General features: G+C 66.0%; 17 protein-coding genes. 16 read left to right on the top strand and 1 reads right to left on the bottom strand.

Annotated features, from left to right (window positions below):
- From ftsW to dnaE, 13 genes are all read left to right on the top strand, one after another.
- Positions 1-1,329, top strand: a complete 1,329-nt coding sequence (gene ftsW / locus FDW83_RS15580) for a putative lipid II flippase FtsW (protein ID WP_138138993.1) — start codon at positions 1-3, stop codon at positions 1,327-1,329.
- A gap of 6 nt (positions 1,330-1,335) precedes the next feature.
- Positions 1,336-2,436: an undecaprenyldiphospho-muramoylpentapeptide beta-N-acetylglucosaminyltransferase gene (murG, locus tag FDW83_RS15585; RefSeq protein WP_138138994.1), complete on the top strand. Its 1,101-nt coding sequence runs from the start codon at positions 1,336-1,338 to the stop codon at positions 2,434-2,436.
- Positions 2,433-3,827: a UDP-N-acetylmuramate--L-alanine ligase gene (murC, locus tag FDW83_RS15590; protein WP_138138995.1), complete on the top strand. Its 1,395-nt coding sequence runs from the start codon at positions 2,433-2,435 to the stop codon at positions 3,825-3,827. Before murG ends, murC begins: the two co-directional genes overlap by 4 nt.
- Entirely contained in the window at positions 3,820-4,800 is a 981-nt protein-coding gene (locus FDW83_RS15595) for a cell division protein FtsQ/DivIB (protein ID WP_138138996.1), read from the top strand. The genes murC and FDW83_RS15595 overlap by 8 nt, the downstream gene beginning before the upstream one ends.
- A 183-nt stretch (positions 4,801-4,983) precedes the next feature.
- On the top strand, positions 4,984-6,222 hold the full coding sequence (ftsZ, locus tag FDW83_RS15600; protein ID WP_138138997.1) for a cell division protein FtsZ: 1,239 nt from the start codon (positions 4,984-4,986) through the stop codon (positions 6,220-6,222).
- Between the two features lie 8 nt (positions 6,223-6,230).
- Entirely contained in the window at positions 6,231-6,920 is a 690-nt protein-coding gene (locus tag FDW83_RS15605; protein ID WP_138138998.1) for a polyphenol oxidase family protein, read from the top strand.
- Positions 6,913-7,650: a YggS family pyridoxal phosphate-dependent enzyme gene (locus FDW83_RS15610; protein WP_138138999.1), complete on the top strand. Its 738-nt coding sequence runs from the start codon at positions 6,913-6,915 to the stop codon at positions 7,648-7,650. Before FDW83_RS15605 ends, FDW83_RS15610 begins: the two co-directional genes overlap by 8 nt.
- A 91-nt stretch (positions 7,651-7,741) precedes the next feature.
- Positions 7,742-8,272 (top strand): cell division protein SepF, encoded by a 531-nt coding sequence (locus FDW83_RS15615; RefSeq protein WP_138139000.1) that lies wholly within the window; start codon positions 7,742-7,744, stop codon positions 8,270-8,272.
- A 121-nt stretch (positions 8,273-8,393) separates the two neighbouring features.
- A complete protein-coding gene (locus FDW83_RS15620; RefSeq protein WP_138139001.1) occupies positions 8,394-8,681 on the top strand; it encodes a YggT family protein in 288 nt (95 codons plus the stop codon).
- A gap of 172 nt (positions 8,682-8,853) precedes the next feature.
- A complete protein-coding gene (locus FDW83_RS15625; protein ID WP_138139002.1) occupies positions 8,854-9,540 on the top strand; it encodes a DivIVA domain-containing protein in 687 nt (228 codons plus the stop codon).
- Positions 9,541-9,630: 90 nt separating this feature from the next.
- Entirely contained in the window at positions 9,631-10,203 is a 573-nt protein-coding gene (lspA, locus tag FDW83_RS15630) for a signal peptidase II (RefSeq protein ID WP_138139003.1), read from the top strand.
- The gene (locus FDW83_RS15635; protein WP_138139004.1) at positions 10,196-11,122 is read left to right on the top strand and encodes an RluA family pseudouridine synthase; all 927 of its coding nucleotides are present in this window, start codon (positions 10,196-10,198) and stop codon (positions 11,120-11,122) included. The genes lspA and FDW83_RS15635 overlap by 8 nt, the downstream gene beginning before the upstream one ends.
- Before the next feature lie 35 nt (positions 11,123-11,157).
- A complete protein-coding gene (dnaE, locus tag FDW83_RS15640) occupies positions 11,158-14,715 on the top strand; it encodes a DNA polymerase III subunit alpha (RefSeq protein ID WP_138139005.1) in 3,558 nt (1,185 codons plus the stop codon).
- 73 nt (positions 14,716-14,788) lie between these two features.
- Here dnaE and FDW83_RS15645 read toward each other — a convergent pair whose 3' ends face one another.
- Positions 14,789-15,289, bottom strand: coding sequence for a flavin reductase family protein (locus tag FDW83_RS15645; RefSeq protein ID WP_138139006.1), 501 nt, complete (start codon positions 15,287-15,289; stop codon positions 14,789-14,791).
- A gap of 125 nt (positions 15,290-15,414) precedes the next feature.
- Here FDW83_RS15645 and FDW83_RS15650 point away from each other — a divergent pair, with 125 nt between their 5' ends.
- The 3 genes from FDW83_RS15650 to nrdR all read left to right on the top strand — a co-directional run bounded on the left by FDW83_RS15650 (position 15,415) and on the right by nrdR (position 17,998).
- Positions 15,415-15,981, top strand: coding sequence for a hypothetical protein (locus tag FDW83_RS15650; RefSeq protein ID WP_138139007.1), 567 nt, complete (start codon positions 15,415-15,417; stop codon positions 15,979-15,981).
- A 9-nt stretch (positions 15,982-15,990) separates the two neighbouring features.
- Positions 15,991-17,361, top strand: coding sequence for a histidinol dehydrogenase (gene hisD / locus FDW83_RS15655; RefSeq protein ID WP_138139008.1), 1,371 nt, complete (start codon positions 15,991-15,993; stop codon positions 17,359-17,361).
- 130 nt (positions 17,362-17,491) lie between these two features.
- Positions 17,492-17,998 carry a transcriptional regulator NrdR gene (gene nrdR / locus FDW83_RS15660; protein WP_138139009.1) on the top strand — a complete coding sequence of 169 codons (507 nt, stop codon included), beginning with the start codon at positions 17,492-17,494 and terminating at the stop codon, positions 17,996-17,998.
- Positions 17,999-18,006 lie beyond the last annotated feature (8 nt).

Below are 18,006 nucleotides of genomic sequence, written 5' to 3' on the forward strand. Positions count from 1 at the left end.
ATGGCCAGCACGCCCACCCGGCAGCAGCCCGCGCGCACGCCTGGTCCCGGTTCCTCAGCCACTCCTGTCCGGCCACCGGCAACCCTGCCCGCACGGCTGAGGACCCTCCGCCGCAGGTTCTGGTCCGCACTCGAAGGCAACGGGACATCCCGGAACGGCTCCACCTACTACCTCATTCTGGGCTCCACCCTGGCGCTGACCGCGATCGGCATCATGATGGTCCTTTCGGCCTCCAGCGTGGAGTCGATTGCGGCCGGGAAGTCACCCTATGGTGATGCACTCAAGCAGGGCATGTTCGCGGGCATCGGTATCTTCACGATGTTCGTGCTCTCCCGCATCAACGTCACGTGGCTGAAGCGGCTGGCCTGGATCGCCATCGGCGTTGCGCTGGTCCTCCTGGTCCTGGTCCAGGTGGTGGGCGCTGAGGTCAACGGCAACAAGAACTGGATCGACATCGGCGGCATCACCTTCCAGCCGTCCGAGGCATCAAAGCTTGCCCTGGCGCTCTGGATGGCCACGGTCCTGGCGAGGAAGGGCAGGCTGCTCAGCCGCTGGCAGCACGTGGCGGTCCCCGCCGTGCCCATGGCCGGAGCCGTCATCGTGCTGGTCATGGTGGGCAACGACCTCGGTACCGCCATGATCATCATGATGATCACCGCCGCCGCCCTGTTCTTTGCCGGGGCACCCCTCTACTTCTTCGGCATCGCAGGCCTGGTGGGAGCCGCCGGAGCTGCCATCATGGCAATCACCAGCCCCAACCGAGTCTGCCGCATCACCTCGTGGTGGACGGGGCAGTCCTGTGCCGACGGCATCGACGCGAACTACCAGGCAACCAACGGCCTCTACGGGCTTGCCTCCGGCGGCTGGTTCGGGGTGGGCCTCGGCCAAAGCCGGCAGAAGTACAGCTGGATCCCGGAAGCCCACAACGACTTCATCTTCGCCATCATCGGCGAGGAACTCGGTCTGGTGGGAACCGTCGTCGTACTGATCCTCTTTGCCATCCTCGGTGCGGCGATCTACCGCGTTGTGGTGGCCCAGGAGGATGTGTTCCACCGTGTGCTGGCCGGCACCATCATGGTGTGGCTGCTGGGCCAGGCCACCGTCAACATGGCCGTGGTGACCGGGCTGATGCCCGTCATCGGCGTTCCGTTGCCCTTCATCTCCTATGGCGGCTCCGCCCTGCTGATGTCGCTCTGTGCCGTTGGCGTAGTGCTGTCCCTGGCCCGGGAGCAGATGGCTGCGGCTATTCGTCCCAAGAAGATGCTGAAGTTCAAGGCGGGAAGCCGCGGAACGCCAGCGAAGAAAAAGACCGCAAGAAAGCGTGCCTGACCCCAAATGACCCCGAAGACCCCCTCCATCGTCCTGGCCGGCGGCGGGACGGCCGGCCATATCAGCCCGCTCCTCGCCATCGCCGCGGCCCTGCGGGCTGCCTGCCCTGGCGCCGCCCTCCTCGCGGTGGGAACGCCTGCCGGGATGGAAACCCGGCTGGTCCCCGCGGCCGGCGTCGAGCTCGCCACCATCGACAGGGTGCCGTTTCCCCGCCGGCCGTCCGTTGACCTGGTCCGGTTGCCCGGCCGCCTGTCCGGCGCTGTCCGGCAGGCCGGGAGCGTCCTGGACCAGGCCCGGGCGGACGTCCTGGTGGGTGTTGGCGGTTACGTCTGCACCCCCATGTACCTGGCCGCCCGGAAACGGCGGATCCCGATCGTGATCCACGAGGCCAATGCCCGTCCCGGCCTGGCCAACAGGGTGGGGGCAATGCTGACGGACCGCGTCGGCGTCGCCTTTGCCGGCACACCGCTCCGCAACGCCGTGCACGTCGGCATGCCCATGCGCACCGAAATTTCTTCCCTGGACAGGGCGGCCGCCCGTACCGCCGCAAGGGAAGCACTTGGGCTGGACCCGGACCTGTCCACCCTGATCGTGACCGGGGGCTCCCTGGGGGCACAGAGCATCAACCGCACCATCAGCGGAGCGGTGGGCCAGTTGGCGGCGGCAGGAATCCAAACCCTGCACATCACCGGGCGCGGCAAGTCCGTGCTGAACGACGCCGGCGCACCACTTGCCGCCGACGGCTACCGCCAGGTGGAATACGTTGACGGCATGGAACTCGCCTACGCGGCGGCCGACCTGCTGCTGGCCCGTGCCGGCGCAGCCACCGTCTCCGAGGTTGCCGCCGTCGGCGTGCCGGCCGTCCTGGTTCCGCTGCCGATCGGCAACGGGGAGCAGGCCCTGAATGCGGCCGGGCTCGTGGCCGCAGGCGGCGCGCTGATGGTGGCGGACCGGGATTTCACCGCCGGTTGGGTGGCCCGGGAGCTGATTCCGCTCATCACCGACAAGGCCCGGCTGGCCACCATGGAAGCCAATTCCTACCGGCTTGGCATCCGAAACGCCGACCAGCGCATGGCTGGTCTCATCCTGGAAGCGGTCAACGCATGAAGCCCCTGAACGTCACCGGTGAACAGTCCGAAGCGGGCCTGGAGTCTCTGGGCAAGGTCCATTTCATTGGCATCGGGGGTGTGGGCATGTCGGCCGTTGCGCGGATCATGGTGGCGCGCGGTGTCCCCGTGAGCGGTTCCGATGCCAAAAACCTTCCAGTCATGGGCGACCTCGCAGCCGCAGGTGCCCGCATCGCCGTCGGTTACGACGCCGCGAACCTTGGAGATGCGCAGACAGTAGTGGCAGGGTCGGCCATCCGGACGGACAATCCTGAACTGGCCGCTGCCCGGGAGGCCGGGCTGCCGGTACTGCACCGTTCGGAGGCTTTGGCTGCCACCATGGGGGAGGATGTCGTGGTCACCGTGGCAGGCACCCACGGCAAATCCACCACCACGTCCATGGTGACGGTGCTGCTGCAGGGCGCAGGCCTGGATCCCTCGTTCGCCATCGGCGCCAATGTGCCCGCCCTGGGCGTGAATGCGGCCCACGGACGTTCGGGCATCTTCGTGGCCGAGGCGGATGAATCAGACGGTTCGTTCCTTAACTACCGGCCGAGGATCGCGGTGGTCACCAACGTTGAGCCGGACCATCTGGACCACTATGGCACGGCGGAAGCGGTGTACGAGTCCTTTGACCGGTTCACCGCGCTGCTTCCGGCCGACGGCGTGCTGATCGCCTGCGCGGACGATGCCGGGGCGCGTTCCCTTGCCGAAAGGACCAGGGCACGCGGCAACACCCGCGTGGTCCTCTACGGCACGGAAGAGGGCGCAGACCTGGTGCTGCACGACGGCGGTCCGGGCCAGGTCGCGGTGTCAGGTCCTGCCGGCCGCCACGAACTTTCCCTCCAGGTGCCGGGCCGGCACAACGCGCTTAACGCCGCTGCCGCTTTCGCCGTGGCATGTGAGCTGGGCGTGGAGGCCGGGGCAGCTGCCGCTGCCCTGGCCGGCTTCTCGGGGGCTGCCCGCCGCTTTGAGTTAAAGGGGGAGGGGCGCGGTGTACGGGTCTACGACGACTACGCCCACCATCCCACCGAAGTCCGCGCAGCACTGACCGCCGCACGGTCGGTAGCCGCAGGACACAAGGTCCACGTGCTCTTCCAGCCGCACCTGTTTTCCCGCACGCGCGAGTTCTCGCAGGATTTCGCCGAGGCGCTGAACCTGGCCGACACCGCCCTGGTGCTGGACATCTACCCGGCACGGGAAGACCCTATTCCCGGTGTAACCAGCCGGCTCATTGCTGACCACCTTGGCAGCGGCGGCCGGCTCATTGCGGCAACCGACGCGGTTCAAGCCATTACTGGGGCCGCCTCCGAAGGGGACATCGTGCTTACCGTTGGCGCGGGGGATGTCACCGCTTACGGACCCCTGATCGTCGAGGCCCTGCGTGGCTAGCAGCCGCCGGCCCACGTACCGGCCCTCCGGGCGCACCGGAAGCACCGCGACCGGAGCCGGCAGTGGAAGCAGGCCCGATTACCGGCGCCCGGACACACATGCAGGCGAGGTCATCTCGGCATCCCGGAGCCTTCCGGTACCGGTGCAGGAAAAACCCGCCACGTCCAAAAAGAGCGGAAACTCCAAAACATCCCGTCTGCACGGGCCCGGCAGGGAAAAGGACAAGCCGGCCCTGCCCTCCGCCGATGCAGTCAACGTTTTGGCGTTTCCCGAGCCCAAGGGGAAGCGGCGCAGGCGGAAGCTGCTGATGGTGGTGTCCACGGTTGCGGTGCTGGTGGCGGCGTTGCTGGCCGGGGCCGTTTATTCGCCGGTTCTCGCCCTGCAAACCGTCAGCGTTTCCGGCACGCGGCTTTTGACCCCTGCCCAGGTGCAGGAGGCGCTGGAGCCGCTGCGCGGCACTCCGCTGCCCCAGATCACCGACGAGGATGTAGCGCGGCTGCTGGAGCCGCTGGTGCAGGTCAAGTCCGTCTCGGCCGAGGCACGCCCGCCGTCGGGACTTGCCGTCGCCGTACGGGAACGTGTTCCTGTTGCCTTGGTGAAGCAGGGGGAGAAGTACCAGCTGGTGGATGTGGAAGGTGTGCAGTTGGCAACCACCGACGACCCCGCGTCGGTATCCCTGCCCGTGATCGACGGCGGCGCCGGGACTATCGGCCAGGACCTGTTCCGCGCAACGGCAGCTGTCCTGGGAGCACTTCCGGCGGACGTCCTGGCAAGGCTGTCCAACGCCTCGGCGCAATCCGTGGACGCCGTGGAGCTCAAGCTGGTGGACGGACAGACCATCATCTGGGGGAACGCGTCGGAGCGGGAACTTAAGGCTAAAGTCTTGGAGGCGCTCCTCAAGGTTCCGGCCGACCCTAAGAACCCGGTTAATGTGTACGACGTCAGCGTGCCCCGGCACCCGGTAACGCGCTGACGCATTCTTTCCCGGTATTAATCCGACACGCGGACCCGGTTATTGAATGTGGGAACCAGAGGAAATACCGTCACAGACATGAGTTACTTGACATAACTCTAACCTTCAAGCAGAGGGTTAAGGTTGCAGGCTTCAAGCTCATCATCAGTTTTCGCAATAAGACACGAACAAGGGACACGTAACGTGGCAGCTCCGCAGAATTACTTGGCCGTCATCAAAGTCGTCGGCATCGGCGGCGGTGGCGTGAACGCAGTCAACCGCATGATCGAGGTGGGCCTCCGGGGCGTTGAATTCATCGCCATCAATACGGACGCCCAGGCCCTGCTGATGAGCGACGCCGACGTCAAGCTGGACGTGGGACGCGAGCTGACCCGTGGCCTTGGCGCGGGAGCGAACCCCGAGGTGGGCCGGCAGGCAGCCGAGGACCACGCCGATGAGATTGAGGAAGTCCTCCGCGGAGCCGACATGGTCTTCGTAACGGCAGGTGAAGGCGGCGGCACGGGCACCGGTGGAGCCCCCGTTGTCGCCCGCATTGCGCGTTCCCTTGGCGCGCTGACCATCGGTGTTGTCACCCGCCCCTTCACGTTCGAGGGCCGCCGCCGCGCAGGTTCTGCGGAGGCCGGCATCGACGCCCTCCGCGACGAAGTGGACACGCTGATCGTGATCCCCAACGACCGCCTCCTGTCCATCAGCGACCGCAATGTCTCGGTCCTGGACGCGTTCCGCTCTGCCGACCAGGTACTGCTCTCCGGTGTCCAGGGCATCACCGACCTGATCACCACCCCGGGCCTCATCAACCTCGACTTCGCCGACGTGAAGTCCGTGATGCAGGGTGCCGGCTCGGCCCTCATGGGCATCGGTTCCGCCCGCGGCGAGGACCGTGCGGTCAAGGCTGCCGAACTCGCCATTGCATCCCCGCTGCTGGAGGCCTCCATCGACGGCGCCCACGGCGTGCTGCTTTCCATCCAGGGCGGTTCCGACCTCGGCCTGTTCGAAATCAACGAAGCCGCCCGGCTCGTCCAGGAAGTCGCGCACCCCGAGGCCAACATCATCTTTGGTGCCGTCATCGATGACGCCCTGGGCGATGAGGCACGAGTAACCGTCATTGCGGCCGGCTTCGACGACGTCAAGGCCACGTCCCCATCCATGGACCAGTCCCAGCCCCAGTCGGCTCCGCAGCGTCCCGCCGCTCCCGCCGCAGCGCCCGCCCCCGCACAGGCGCCGTCCGCCGGAAACCACCAGGTAAACGTCCAGCCTGTCCACGCCGGCGTCGGCGCCGCAGGACTCAGCAACTGGGGCCAGCAGCGGCCGTCCGCAGTCCCCGCGGACTCAGGTTTCGACGTCGACCTTCCTTCCGTAGTGGAGCCGGACCTCACCGGCAACCACCCGGATGACCTGGATGTCCCCGACTTCCTGAAGTAGGTCCCGGCTTGTTCCACTGGCGCGCTGACATCCTGCCCGGGGTGTCGGCAGCATTTACTGACACCCGCGCCGGCAACCTCGCCCTGCACGTGGGGGACGACCCCACGCAGGTGCAACTGCGCCGGGCGGAACTTGAGAAGCAAATGGGCGTGGCGCCTTCCGGACTCCGGTTCATGAACCAGGTCCACGGAACCACCGTTGCCGTCGTGGACACGGGCTCCGCAGCCCCCGAGGCGGATGCGATGGTCTCCCGCGGGCTTCCCCTGGCCGTGATGGTGGCGGACTGCATTCCGGTACTGCTGGCAGGCTCCTCCGCCGACGGCCCGGTACTCGCCGCCGTGCATGCCGGCCGGCCGGGTGTCGCGAACGGCGTGATTCCCGCAGCGGTGGACCGGATGAGGTCCCTCGGTGCATCGGGTATCAGCGCCTGGCTGGGGCCCTCCATTTGCGGCAACTGTTACGAGGTTCCTGCCGACCTGCAGGACGAGGTGGCCGCAGCAGTGCCCGCAGCCCGCAGCACCACTTCCTGGGGGACACCCGGGCTGGACCTTCCGGCCGGCGCCCGGTCCCAACTGAACCAGGCCGGTGTGGACGTGGCCTACGCGGGAGCGTGCACCTTGGAGACCGAGGCCCTCTTCTCTTACCGGCGCAACCGGAACACCGGCCGCTTTGTTGGCGTGGTGTGGTGCCATGACTGACGCGGCGCCGGCCGGGGACACACGGTCCCGAGAGCTTGCCGACCGGCTCGCGGCCGTTCAGGAACGAATTGCCAGGGCGGCAGCCGCCGCCGGCCGCGGAGACGCCCCGCCCCGCCTCATTGTCGTGACCAAGTTCCACCCGGCAGAGGACATCCGCCGGCTGGCCGGTCTGGGCGTAACGGATGTTGGTGAAAACAGGGACCAGGAAGCGGCCGGAAAGGCAGCGGAGTTGGCGGACTGCGGCCTCACCTGGCACTTCGTGGGGCAGTTGCAAACCAAGAAAGCCAAGTCTGTGGCCCGGTACGCCGCAGCTGTCCACTCAGTGGACCGGCTCCAGCTGGTGGAGGCCCTGGCAAAGGCCGCCGGCGCCGAACAGGAACATACAGGCCGGGCTCCGCTGGACTGCTTCATCCAGGTCAGCCTGGAGGACGACGCCGGGACGCACCGGGGCGGGGCAATCCCCGCCGACGTGCCGGTGCTGGCCGACCGGATCGCCGAAGCAGGTGCGTTGCGGCTGGCCGGAGTCATGGCAGTTGCGCCGCTGGGCGCGCCGCCGGAGCCGGCCTTCGAAAAGCTCGCCGGGGTATCAGCCCGGCTCGTGGCCAGCCACCCGGACGCCACCGCCATTTCGGCCGGCATGAGCCAGGACCTGGAAGCAGCCATCAAATTCGGGGCGACACACCTGCGAATCGGCTCCGATATTCTCGGCTCCCGTCCCGCGGTGGGGTAGCGTCGGACCTGTTGGAAGTGATGGGCGGGGGACCCCAGTGCTGTCAAATCATTGGGCGGCCCGCTACCTGGGACACGAATAGGAGTCGACCATGGCCGGCGCTCTGCGCAAGACAATGATCTATCTTGGGCTCGCCGACGGCGACGAGTATCACGAGCCCGAGCAACAGACCACACGTAAGGATGAGGACGAAACGATGGAAGCTGACCGCGAGGAGCGCCGTGCGCCCGCACCCGTCCGCGAGGTCAGCCGCGAAACGTCCTACAGCCCCGAAGAGGAATACCGCGCCCCAGTGACCCCCATCAAGCGTGCGGCCTCCAGCCGCGAAGAGACCACCGGTCTGCGCCAAATCACCACTATCCACCCGCGTTCCTACAACGACGCCAAACTCATCGGGGAAAGCTTCCGTGACGGCATCCCGGTGATCATGAACGTGACGGACATGGGCGAGGCCGATGCCAAGCGCCTGGTGGACTTCTCCGCGGGGCTCGTTTTCGGCCTGCGGGGGAGCATCGAACGAGTCACCAACAAGGTCTTCCTCCTCTCGCCGTCGTACGTCGAGGTCATCGGTGATGACAAGAAGGCCAGTGACAACCAGGCCAGCTTCTTCAACCAAAGCTGACCGGCAGGCAGGATTCGGATGCCAGGCAGGGACACCTGTCTGGCATCTGTGCTGAAATAGACGAGACACATCAGCAGGCTGCCGCGGCAGCCGCAGCAGACATGGAGATAGAAGTTACGGCATGGGAATTGTTTTCGGACTTGTCTATCTCGCCCTCCTGCTGTTTTTCGTAGCCCTTGTGATCCGCCTGGTCTTCGACTGGGTGCAGATGTTCGCGCGCGAGTGGCGCCCGCGGGGCGTGGCGCTGGTGGCGGCGCACACCGTGTACTCCATTACAGACCCGCCGCTCAAAGTACTGCGCAGGATGATCCCGCCCCTCCGGCTCGGCGGCATCTCGCTCGACCTTGGATTCCTGGTCCTTTTCATCGCGGTGTCCATTGCGATGGGAATCACCAGGGGCCTCGCCTGATCCGCTCCACCGGCCTGCCGTGCGGGCTGGACCTGCGGGAACAGTTACTGTTAGGCGAGGAAACTCCGGTTTGACACCCCGGTGTTGAATTAGAGTAAGCAGACCAAATTTAGGTACCGTAGTTTCGACGGCCGGAAGGCCTACTGACTAACCAGACCAGTGAGGTGACCAGATGGCTTTGACGCCAGAAGACGTTGTCAATAAGCGCTTTCAGCCGACCAAGTTCCGTGAGGGCTACGACCAGGACGAAGTTGATGACTTCCTGGACGAGATCGTCGTTGAACTGCGCCGCCTGAACCAGGAGAACGACGAGCTTCGCAAGAAGCTTGCCGAAGCTGGATCCAGCGTTCCGGCCAGCGCCGCCGCCGCACCCGTGGTGGAGAAGGTCCCCGCGCCCGTCAAGTCCGACAAGGATGAGGCCCGCGAGAAGGCAGAGGCTGAAGCCAAGGCTGCCGAAGCCGCCAAGAAGAAGGACGTCCAGCCGGCCGCTCCTGTTGCCTCCGCCCCTGCTGCTGCGGCCGCCGTTTCCACTCCTTCTGCTGAATCCGCCGCCGGATTGCTTGCCATGGCCCAGCAGATGCACGACCGCCACGTCGCCGACGGCCAGGCCCAGAAGGACAAGATCATCGCTGAGGCGCAGATCGAGGCCAGCAGCCTCGTCAACGACGCCCAGGAGAAGTCCCGCAAGATCCTCGGTGCGCTGGAGCAGCAGCGCTCCGTCCTGGAACGCAAGGTGGAGCAGCTGCGCGGCTTCGAGCGCGACTACCGTTCACGCCTCAAGGCCTACATCGAAGGCCAGCTGCGCGATCTCGACGCCCGCGGTTCCGTAGCCACTCCCGAAGTGAGCGAAGCCAACTAGTCCGTCAAGCACGTATTCTGAAAGCCGGTGGCTGAGGATTCCTCGCCGCCGGCTTTCGGCATTGACACCAGTTTTACGAATGAAAGCACCATGACTGACGAACTTGCAGCAGACGCCGCACGCCCGGTTCCGCCCTCTCCAAGTCCCGGGCGGGGGGTGCTGCTGTCCCTCTTTGCCGGGTTTGCGGTTTTCGCCTACGTCCTGGACCAGCTGACCAAACTGTGGGTCACCTCCAGCATGGTGGAGGGTGAACGCATCCCTGTCTTCCCGCCGCTGCTGCACTGGTACTTCATCCGCAATTCGGGGGCCGCTTTTTCCATTGGCGAGAATGTGACGTGGGTGTTCTCCATCATCATGGCCGTGGTGGCGGTGGCCATCCTCTTCCAGATCCGAAAGCTTGGCTCCAGGTGGTGGGCACTGGCCCTGGGCCTGCTGCTCGGCGGGGCGCTCGGCAACCTCACGGACCGGCTCTTCCGCGAACCCTCCTTCGGCATGGGGCACGTGGTGGACTTTATCCAGCTGCCCAATTTCGCCATTTTCAACATCGCCGATTCGGCGGTGGTTTCCGCGGTGGCCATCATCTGCATCCTGACCCTGCGCGGCATTGCGCTGGACGGTACGCGCCTGAGTGCCGAGCGCAAGGATAAAGCCGGCGATGCCTGAGAAGTATGTCGTCGCGGATGAGTTCGCCGGTTCCCGGGCCGACGCCGGACTTGCAGGAATACTTGGCATCTCCCGTTCCGTCGCCGCTTCCCTGATAGCTGGCGGCCATGTGCTGAGCCGCGGCAAGGCCCTGGGCAAGTCGGCCAAGCTGGCGGCCGGAGATGTCCTGGACGTCAGCATGCCGGAACGGCGGGACCCGCTGGAAGTCGTGGAGGAAGTTGTGGAAGGCCTGAAGATCCTGCTGGATGACGACGATTTCGTCGTCGTCGATAAACCCGTGGGGGTTGCCGCGCACCCCTCCCCGGGCTGGGTGGGACCCACCGTCGTCGGAGGTCTCGCGGGGGCTGGCTACCGCATTTCCACGTCCGGGTCCCCGGAGCGGGCGGGCATCGTGCACCGGCTCGACGTCGGCACGTCCGGCGTGATGGTCGTGGCCAAGTCCGAACGGGCCTACACAGCCCTCAAGCGGGCGTTCAAGGAACGCACGGTGGACAAGGTGTACCACGCCGTTGTGCAGGGCCTGCCGGATCCGCTGACCGGAACCATCGATGCCCCGATCGGCCGGCACCCCGGGCACGATTGGCGCTTTGCCGTGATCGAGGATGGCCGCCAGTCCGTCACGCACTATGAAGTGCTGGAGGCCTTCGGCAAGGCCAGCCTGGTGGAAGTCCATCTCGAAACGGGCCGCACCCACCAGATCCGCGTGCATTTCTCCGCGCTCCGCCACCCGTGTGCCGGGGACCTGACTTACGGCGCGGACCCCCGCCTGGCCGCCACGCTGGGCCTGACCCGGCAATGGCTGCATGCCCGCGAACTCGCTTTCGACCACCCGGAGACGGGGGAGCGCATCAGGGTCACCAGCGACTATCCGCAGGACCTTGCATACGCCCTGGAGGTGTTGGGATCGGGCCAGGCCTAACGGGTCCGGCGGTGCCCAGCGATTAGAATGGTGCGGTGACTTCCAGCAATGATTCGTTTGTCCACCTGCACACCCACACCGAATATTCCATGCTGGATGGAGCGGCGCGCCTGGGGGAACTGTTCGACGAAACCGAGCGCCTGGGCATGCCCGCACTCGCAACCACCGACCACGGCTACCTGTTCGGCGCCTTCGATTTTTGGCAGAAGGCCAAGGCCAAGGGCATCAAGCCCATCATCGGCGTCGAAGCCTATGTGACGCCCGGCACCGCACGCACGGACAAGGAGCGCGTCCGCTGGGGCGACGAGTCCCAGCGCAAGGACGACGTTTCCGGCGGCGGCTCGTATACCCACATGACGCTCCTGAGCTACAACAACACGGGCATGCGTAACCTGTTCCGGGCATCGTCCATCGCGTCGCTCGATTCGGTGTTCGGCAAATGGCCCCGGCTGGACCGGGAACTGCTCAACACCTACTCCGAGGGCCTCATCGCCACCACGGGCTGCCCGTCCGGTGAAGTGCAGACCAGGCTGCGGCTGGGCCAGTACCGCGAAGCCCTCGAAGCCGCAGCGGAGTTTCGCGACATCTTCGGTGCGGAAAACTACTTCTGCGAACTGATGGACCATGGCCTGGACATCGAACGCCGCGTGACGGGGGACCTGCTGCGCCTCGCCAAGGAACTGAACCTTCCTTTGGTGGCCACCAACGACCTCCACTACACCCACGAACACGACGCCAAGGCGCACGAGGCACTGCTGGCCATCCAGTCCGGATCCACCCTGCTGGAGCCCACCTACGACAATGGCGGGTCCCGGTTCGCCTTCTCCGGCAGCGGCTACTACCTGAAGTCCCCGCGCGAGATGCGCGAGTTGTTCCGCGACCACCCCGAAGCCTGCGACAACACGCTGCTCATCGCCGAGCGCTGCGAGGTGTCCTTCAACACGGACGCCAACTACATGCCCCGGTTCCCCTGCCCGCCGGGCGAGGACGAAACCTCCTGGCTGGTCAAGGAAGTGGACAAGGGCCTCCACTACCGGTACCCCGGAGGCATCCCGGACGAGGTCCGCAAGCAGGCGGACTACGAACTGGAAGTCATCACCTCGATGGGGTTCCCGGGCTACTTCCTGGTGGTTGCCGACTTCATCAACTGGGCCAAGAACAACGGCATCCGCGTGGGCCCGGGCCGTGGTTCGGGTGCAGGCTCCATGGTGGCCTACGCCATGCGCATCACCGACCTCGATCCGCTGCGCCACGGCCTGATCTTCGAACGCTTCCTCAACCCGGACCGCGTCTCCATGCCCGACTTCGACGTCGACTTTGACGACCGCCGCCGCTCCGAGGTCATCGACTACGTGACCAAGAAGTACGGCGACGAGCGCGTGGCCATGATTGTCACCTACGGCACCATCAAGACCAAGCAGGCGCTCAAGGACTCCTCCCGCGTGCTCGGGTATCCGTTCAGCATGGGCGAGCAGCTCACCAAGGCACTGCCACCGGCCGTCATGGCCAAGGACATCCCGCTGGCCGACATCCAGAACCCGGAAGCCAAGCGCTACAGCGAGGCCGGGGACTTCCGGCAGCTGATCAGCACGGACCCGGAAGCGGCCAAGGTGTTCGAAACCGCCCTGGGCATCGAGGGGCTGAAGCGCCAGTGGGGTGTTCACGCCGCCGGCGTAATCATGTCCTCGGACCCCATCATCGACGTCATTCCGATCATGCGCCGCTTCCAGGACGGCCAGGTCATCACGCAGTTCGACTACCCGACGTCCGAGGGCCTCGGCCTGATCAAGATGGACTTCCTGGGCCTGCGGAACCTGACGATCATTTCCGACGCCCTCGAGAACATCAAGATGAACCGCGGCATCGACCTGGACCTCGAGAAGCTGGAGCTCGACGACGCCGAGTCCTACGAGCTCCTGGCCCGGGGCGACACGCTCGGCGTCTTCCAGCTCGACGGCGGGCCCATGCGGTCCCTGCTGAAGCTGATGAAGCCGGACAACTTCGAAGACATTTCGGCCGTCCTGGCGCTGTACCGGCCGGGTCCCATGGGCGCCAACGCGCACACCGACTACGCGCTGCGCAAGAACGGCGTCCAGGAAGTCATCCCCATCCACCCCGAACTGGAGGAACCCCTCAAGGAAATCCTCGGCGGGACGTTCGGCCTGATCGTCTACCAGGAACAGGTTATGGCCGTGGCGCAGAAGCTCGCCGGCTACTCGCTTGGCCAGGCAGACATCCTCCGCCGTGCCATGGGCAAGAAGAAGAAGTCCGAACTCGACAAGCAGTTTGCGGGCTTCTCGCAGGGCATGCAGGACAACGGCTACTCGATGGAAGCCGTCAAGACCCTGTGGGACATCCTGCTGCCGTTCTCCGACTACGCCTTCAACAAGGCGCACTCCGCGGCCTATGGCGTGATTTCCTACTGGACGGCCTACCTGAAGGCCCACTACGCACCGGAGTACATGGCAGCGCTGCTCACCTCGGTGGGCGACGACAAGGACAAGTCCGCCATCTACCTGAACGAGTGCCGGCGCATGGGCATCACCGTGCTGCCGCCGGACGTCAACGAGTCGGCCCTCAACTTCACCCCTGTGGGCAACGACATCCGATTCGGCATGGGCGCCATCCGCAACGTGGGCGTCAACGCGGTGGAAGCCATGGTGGCGGCCCGTGAAAGCCAGGGCGCCTTCACCTCCTTCAAGGACTACCTGATGAAGGTCCCGGCGGTGGTCTGCAACAAGCGCACCATCGAATCCCTGATCAAGGCCGGCGCCTTCGACTCGCTCGGGCACAACCGTCGGGCCCTTGCCATGGTGCACGAGGAAGCCATCGACTCCGTCATCACGCTGAAGCGGAACGAGGCTATCGGCCAGTTCGACCTCTTCGCCGGCATTGAAGAGACCGAGTCGGAGTCCTCGCTGAGCATCGAGATCCCCGACCTGCCGGAGTGGGAGAAGAAAGACAAGCTGTCCTTCGAGCGCGACATGCTGGGCTTGTACGTGTCCGACCACCCGCTGCAGGGCCTTGAAGGGGTCCTGAGCCAGCACGCAGAAATGAGCATCACGTCGGTGTTGGGCGAGGACGGGCCGCAGGACGGCGCCATCATCACCATTGCAGGCATGATCACGTCGCTGAGCCGGCGCATCGCCAAGGCCAGCGGCAATGCCTACGCCCGGGCCGAAGTGGAGGACCTGGGCGGCTCGATGGAAGTCATGTTTTTCGGGCAGGTGTACGGCCCCATCGCCTCTGTGCTCGCCGAGGACCTGATCGTGGTGGTCAAGGGCCGGTTGCAGAAGCGCGACGACGGCGCCATCACCCTGAACTGCATGGAGCTTTCGGTCCCTGACCTCAGTGAAGGGATGAACGGGCCGCTGGTGATCACCATGCCCACGCACAAGGCCACCGAGGCCGTGGTCACGGAACTGGGCGACGTCCTGCGCACGCACCGGGGCAACTCCGAAGTGCGCCTGCACCTGCAGGGTGACACACGCACCGAGGTCATGGCGCTGCCGGTCCATTTGCGGGTGAACCCCAGCCCGTCACTCTTCGGCGACCTCAAGGTGCTGCTTGGCCCTGCCTGCCTGGACGCGTAGGCAAGGCAATAACGACGGCGGGAAGCACCTCCCGCCGTCGTCCCCTGTCCAGTGGGGAAGCCTAGGAAGGCCCTCAGATCTCGTAATCCAGCGGCACGGGCTGGCCGTACGCTCCTCCGTGGTACAGCAGGGGCGAACCGACCCCGCCCACCTGGCCGTCCACCACCTGGACCACCACCACGGCGTTGTTTTCAAAGGACAGCCGCATCTGCACTTCGCCAATCAGCCATCCGGCCACGTCGTTCAGGATGGGCACCCCGTGCGGGCCGATTTCCCAGTGGTTGCCTTCAAAGCGGTTGCCAGGGCTGGCAAAGCGGGCCGCCAATTCCTGGTTCTCCAGGCCCAGCATGTGGACACCCAGGTACTGGGTGTTGGCCACTGCAGGCCAGGACCTGGAACTGCGCGCCATGTTGAAGGTGAACCGGGGCGGCTTGGCGGACAGGGATGCCACGGAGGTGGCCGTGAACCCGTAGGGCTCGTCCTGGTAGTTCACCGTGATGATGGCCACCCCGGCCGCATGGCGCCGGAACATCTCCCGGAACGTCTGCTCAAAGGGTGCGCTGTTGCTGGTCACCGGAACTCCTGACAGGTGGTTGGATCCTTTACTCCAAGCGTATTCTCCGGCGGGTGGCGTGGCGGCACATCCAGGCGGACGGGTCTTCCGGTTGCGCTGCCTGAACATTTGTTAAGGTTTGTTGAATGACGAAACTTACCCGCCGCATTCCGGCGCGGCTGCCGTGGGCGCTCCTGGTGGTTCCGGCGTTGGCCGGCGTGCCGGCGGGAATCCTGTGGTGGCTGCTTGCCCCCGGGGGACTGAACCTGATCACCAGGGACCCTGCCCTCGCCACCGGCGGCAACCCGGCGGTATGGCTTCCGCGCGACCTGACCCTCGCCGGACTGATGCTGTTCGCCGGATGCCTGCTGGCCGTGTTCCTTGCGGGGAAAAGGCGCCCCAACCCGCAGGCCGCCCTGGTACTCGGGCTGGCCGGCGCGCTGGTGGGGAATGTGCTGGCCTGGCAGGCCGGGGTGCTGTCCGCACGCCTGTGGGGACCCGCCGTCGACTCCTCGGCAAACGCCAGCATTGCCTTCTCGCTCCGCGCATTGCCGGTACTGCTGCTTTGGCCCGCGGCCACGGCGGTGTCCGTTTTTGTGCTGGAACTGCTGGCCCTGCTCAACAAGAAGCCCGGCGCTGACAGCCAGCCGCCGTTCCCGGGGGAGCCGGGGCCTGGTTGGGCAGCTAACAGGGGCACACACAACGCCCCGTAAAATGGTGCGGTGACCATCTCATCGGAGTTCCCCGCCCCCGCAACCGCTGCCGTGAACTACCGCACCATCGACGTCCGCGGACAAAACCTCACCCTGGCGGGCCTCCGGGCAGCCGTGCCCCGGGCCAAGGGCCAGACCGTTGCCAGCGCAGAAGAGAAGGTTTGGGAGATCATCGCCGCCGTTCGAGGGCGTGGCTTTGAGGCACTCTCGGAACTTGCGCTGCGGTTCGACGGCGTGGCACAGGAACACCCGCGGGTTCCCCGGGAGGTGCTGGAGTCTGCACTGGAGCAGTTGGATCCGGCCGTCCGCCACGCGCTCGAGGAATCCATCAGCCGGGCGCGCCGGTTCGCTGACGGGCAGCGTCCGCGCAACGTCGATGTAGAGCTTGGCGACGGCGCCGTGGTGAGCCAGAACTGGGTCCCGGTGGCGCGGGTTGGCCTCTACGTTCCCGGCGGCCTGGCCGTGTATCCGTCCTCGGTGGTCATGAACGTGGTTCCCGCCCTCGCAGCAGGGGTGGAGTCCATCGCGCTTGCCTCCCCGCCGCAGAAGGAGTTCGGCGGACTGCCCCACCCCACCATCCTTGCCGCGGCCGAACTGCTGGGCATCAGCGAGGTCTACGCGATCGGCGGGGCGCAGGCCATCGCCGCATTCGCCTACGGCGTTCCCGGAACCTCCGCCTACCCCGCGCTGGAACCCGTGGACGTGGTGACAGGGCCGGGCAACATCTTTGTTGCCACGGCCAAGCGCCTGGTGAAGGGCGTTGTGGGCATCGACTCCGAGGCCGGGACCACCGAAATCGCAATTCTCGCCGATGCCACCGCGCAGCCCGCCCTGGTGGCTGCCGACCTGATCAGCCAGGCGGAACACGATCCGCAGGCTGCCTCTGTGCTCATCACTGATTCGGAGGACCTGGCCGCCGCGGTCCGTGCCGAGCTTGAACGGCAGGCGGCCGCCACGAAGCACTCTGCCCGGGTCCGCGAAGCGCTGTCCGGGCCCCAGTCCGGCGTCGTGCTGGTGGAGGATTTGGACCAGGGCATCGCCGCCTGTGACGCCTACGCCGCGGAGCACTTGGAGATCATGACCCGGGACGCCGCAGCCGTGGCCGCCCGCATCCGGAACGCCGGCGCCATCTTCGTGGGGGACTACAGCCCCGTCAGCCTCGGCGACTACTGCGCAGGCTCCAACCACGTCCTGCCCACCAGCGGCACCGCAGCATTTTCCTCGGGTCTCAATGTGACCACCTTCCTGCGCGCCATCCAGGTGGTCAACTACAGCAAGGCGGCGCTTGAGGAAGTCAGCAGCCACATCGTGAATCTCTCCCGGGCCGAGGACCTCCCTGCGCACGGCGATGCGGTGACGGTCCGGTTCGCCGGATCCTAGCTACTACATCCACTAATTACAGGCTTGTTATTAGCCCAGATGTAGCCGTAAACTGGTAGACGCCATAGCGCGCTGGTGTTCGCGCGCCCAGAGGGAGTCCCGGCAGCGGGGCATGCGAGAGAGGGACGCAATGTACTGTCCGTTCTGCCGCAATCCTGATTCCCGGGTGGTGGACAGCCGCATGGCTGACGACGGCTCCTCCATCCGGCGCCGCCGGCAGTGCCCGGAGTGCGGCCGCCGGTTCACCACGGTTGAGACCACCAGCCTCACCGTCATCAAACGCTCGGGCGTTGGCGAGCCTTTCAGCCGTGCCAAAGTGATCAACGGGGTCCGCAAGGCCTGCCAGGGACGGCCCGTCAGCGAGGATGACCTCGCGCTGCTCGCACAGGAAGTCGAGGAGCAGATCCGGGCTTCTGGTGCTGCCGAAATCGATGCCCACGAGGTGGGGCTCGTTATCCTCGGACCCCTCCAGAAGCTGGACAAGGTGGCGTACCTGCGCTTCGCCAGCGTCTACCAGGCCTTCGAATCGCTGGAGGACTTCGAAACCGCCATCGCCCTGCTGCGCCATGAAGCCGAGGAAGACTCCAAGGGCACGGCAGCCAGGAACGCCAAGGGCGCCGAGAAGACACCCCTGTAACCTCCGGT

The organism is Pseudarthrobacter sp. NamE2 (assembly GCF_005796205.1).
In the GTDB taxonomy this organism is placed as follows: Bacteria; Actinomycetota; Actinomycetes; order Actinomycetales; family Micrococcaceae; genus Arthrobacter.

Excerpts from the sequence above, each read along its gene's own strand:
- ftsW (WP_138138993.1), top strand. The coding sequence starts at position 1 with ATGGCCAGCACGCCCACCCGGCAGCAGCCCGCGCGCACGCCTGGTCCC.
- murG (WP_138138994.1), top strand. The coding sequence starts at position 1,336 with ATGACCCCGAAGACCCCCTCCATCGTCCTGGCCGGCGGCGGGACGGCC.
- murC (WP_138138995.1), top strand. The coding sequence starts at position 2,433 with ATGAAGCCCCTGAACGTCACCGGTGAACAGTCCGAAGCGGGCCTGGAG.
- FDW83_RS15610 (WP_138138999.1), top strand. The coding sequence starts at position 6,913 with ATGACTGACGCGGCGCCGGCCGGGGACACACGGTCCCGAGAGCTTGCC.
- FDW83_RS15615 (WP_138139000.1), top strand. The coding sequence starts at position 7,742 with ATGGCCGGCGCTCTGCGCAAGACAATGATCTATCTTGGGCTCGCCGAC.
- FDW83_RS15620 (WP_138139001.1), top strand. The coding sequence starts at position 8,394 with ATGGGAATTGTTTTCGGACTTGTCTATCTCGCCCTCCTGCTGTTTTTC.
- FDW83_RS15625 (WP_138139002.1), top strand. The coding sequence starts at position 8,854 with ATGGCTTTGACGCCAGAAGACGTTGTCAATAAGCGCTTTCAGCCGACC.
- lspA (WP_138139003.1), top strand. The coding sequence starts at position 9,631 with ATGACTGACGAACTTGCAGCAGACGCCGCACGCCCGGTTCCGCCCTCT.
- FDW83_RS15635 (WP_138139004.1), top strand. The coding sequence starts at position 10,196 with ATGCCTGAGAAGTATGTCGTCGCGGATGAGTTCGCCGGTTCCCGGGCC.
- FDW83_RS15650 (WP_138139007.1), top strand. The coding sequence starts at position 15,415 with ATGACGAAACTTACCCGCCGCATTCCGGCGCGGCTGCCGTGGGCGCTC.
- nrdR (WP_138139009.1), top strand. The coding sequence starts at position 17,492 with ATGTACTGTCCGTTCTGCCGCAATCCTGATTCCCGGGTGGTGGACAGC.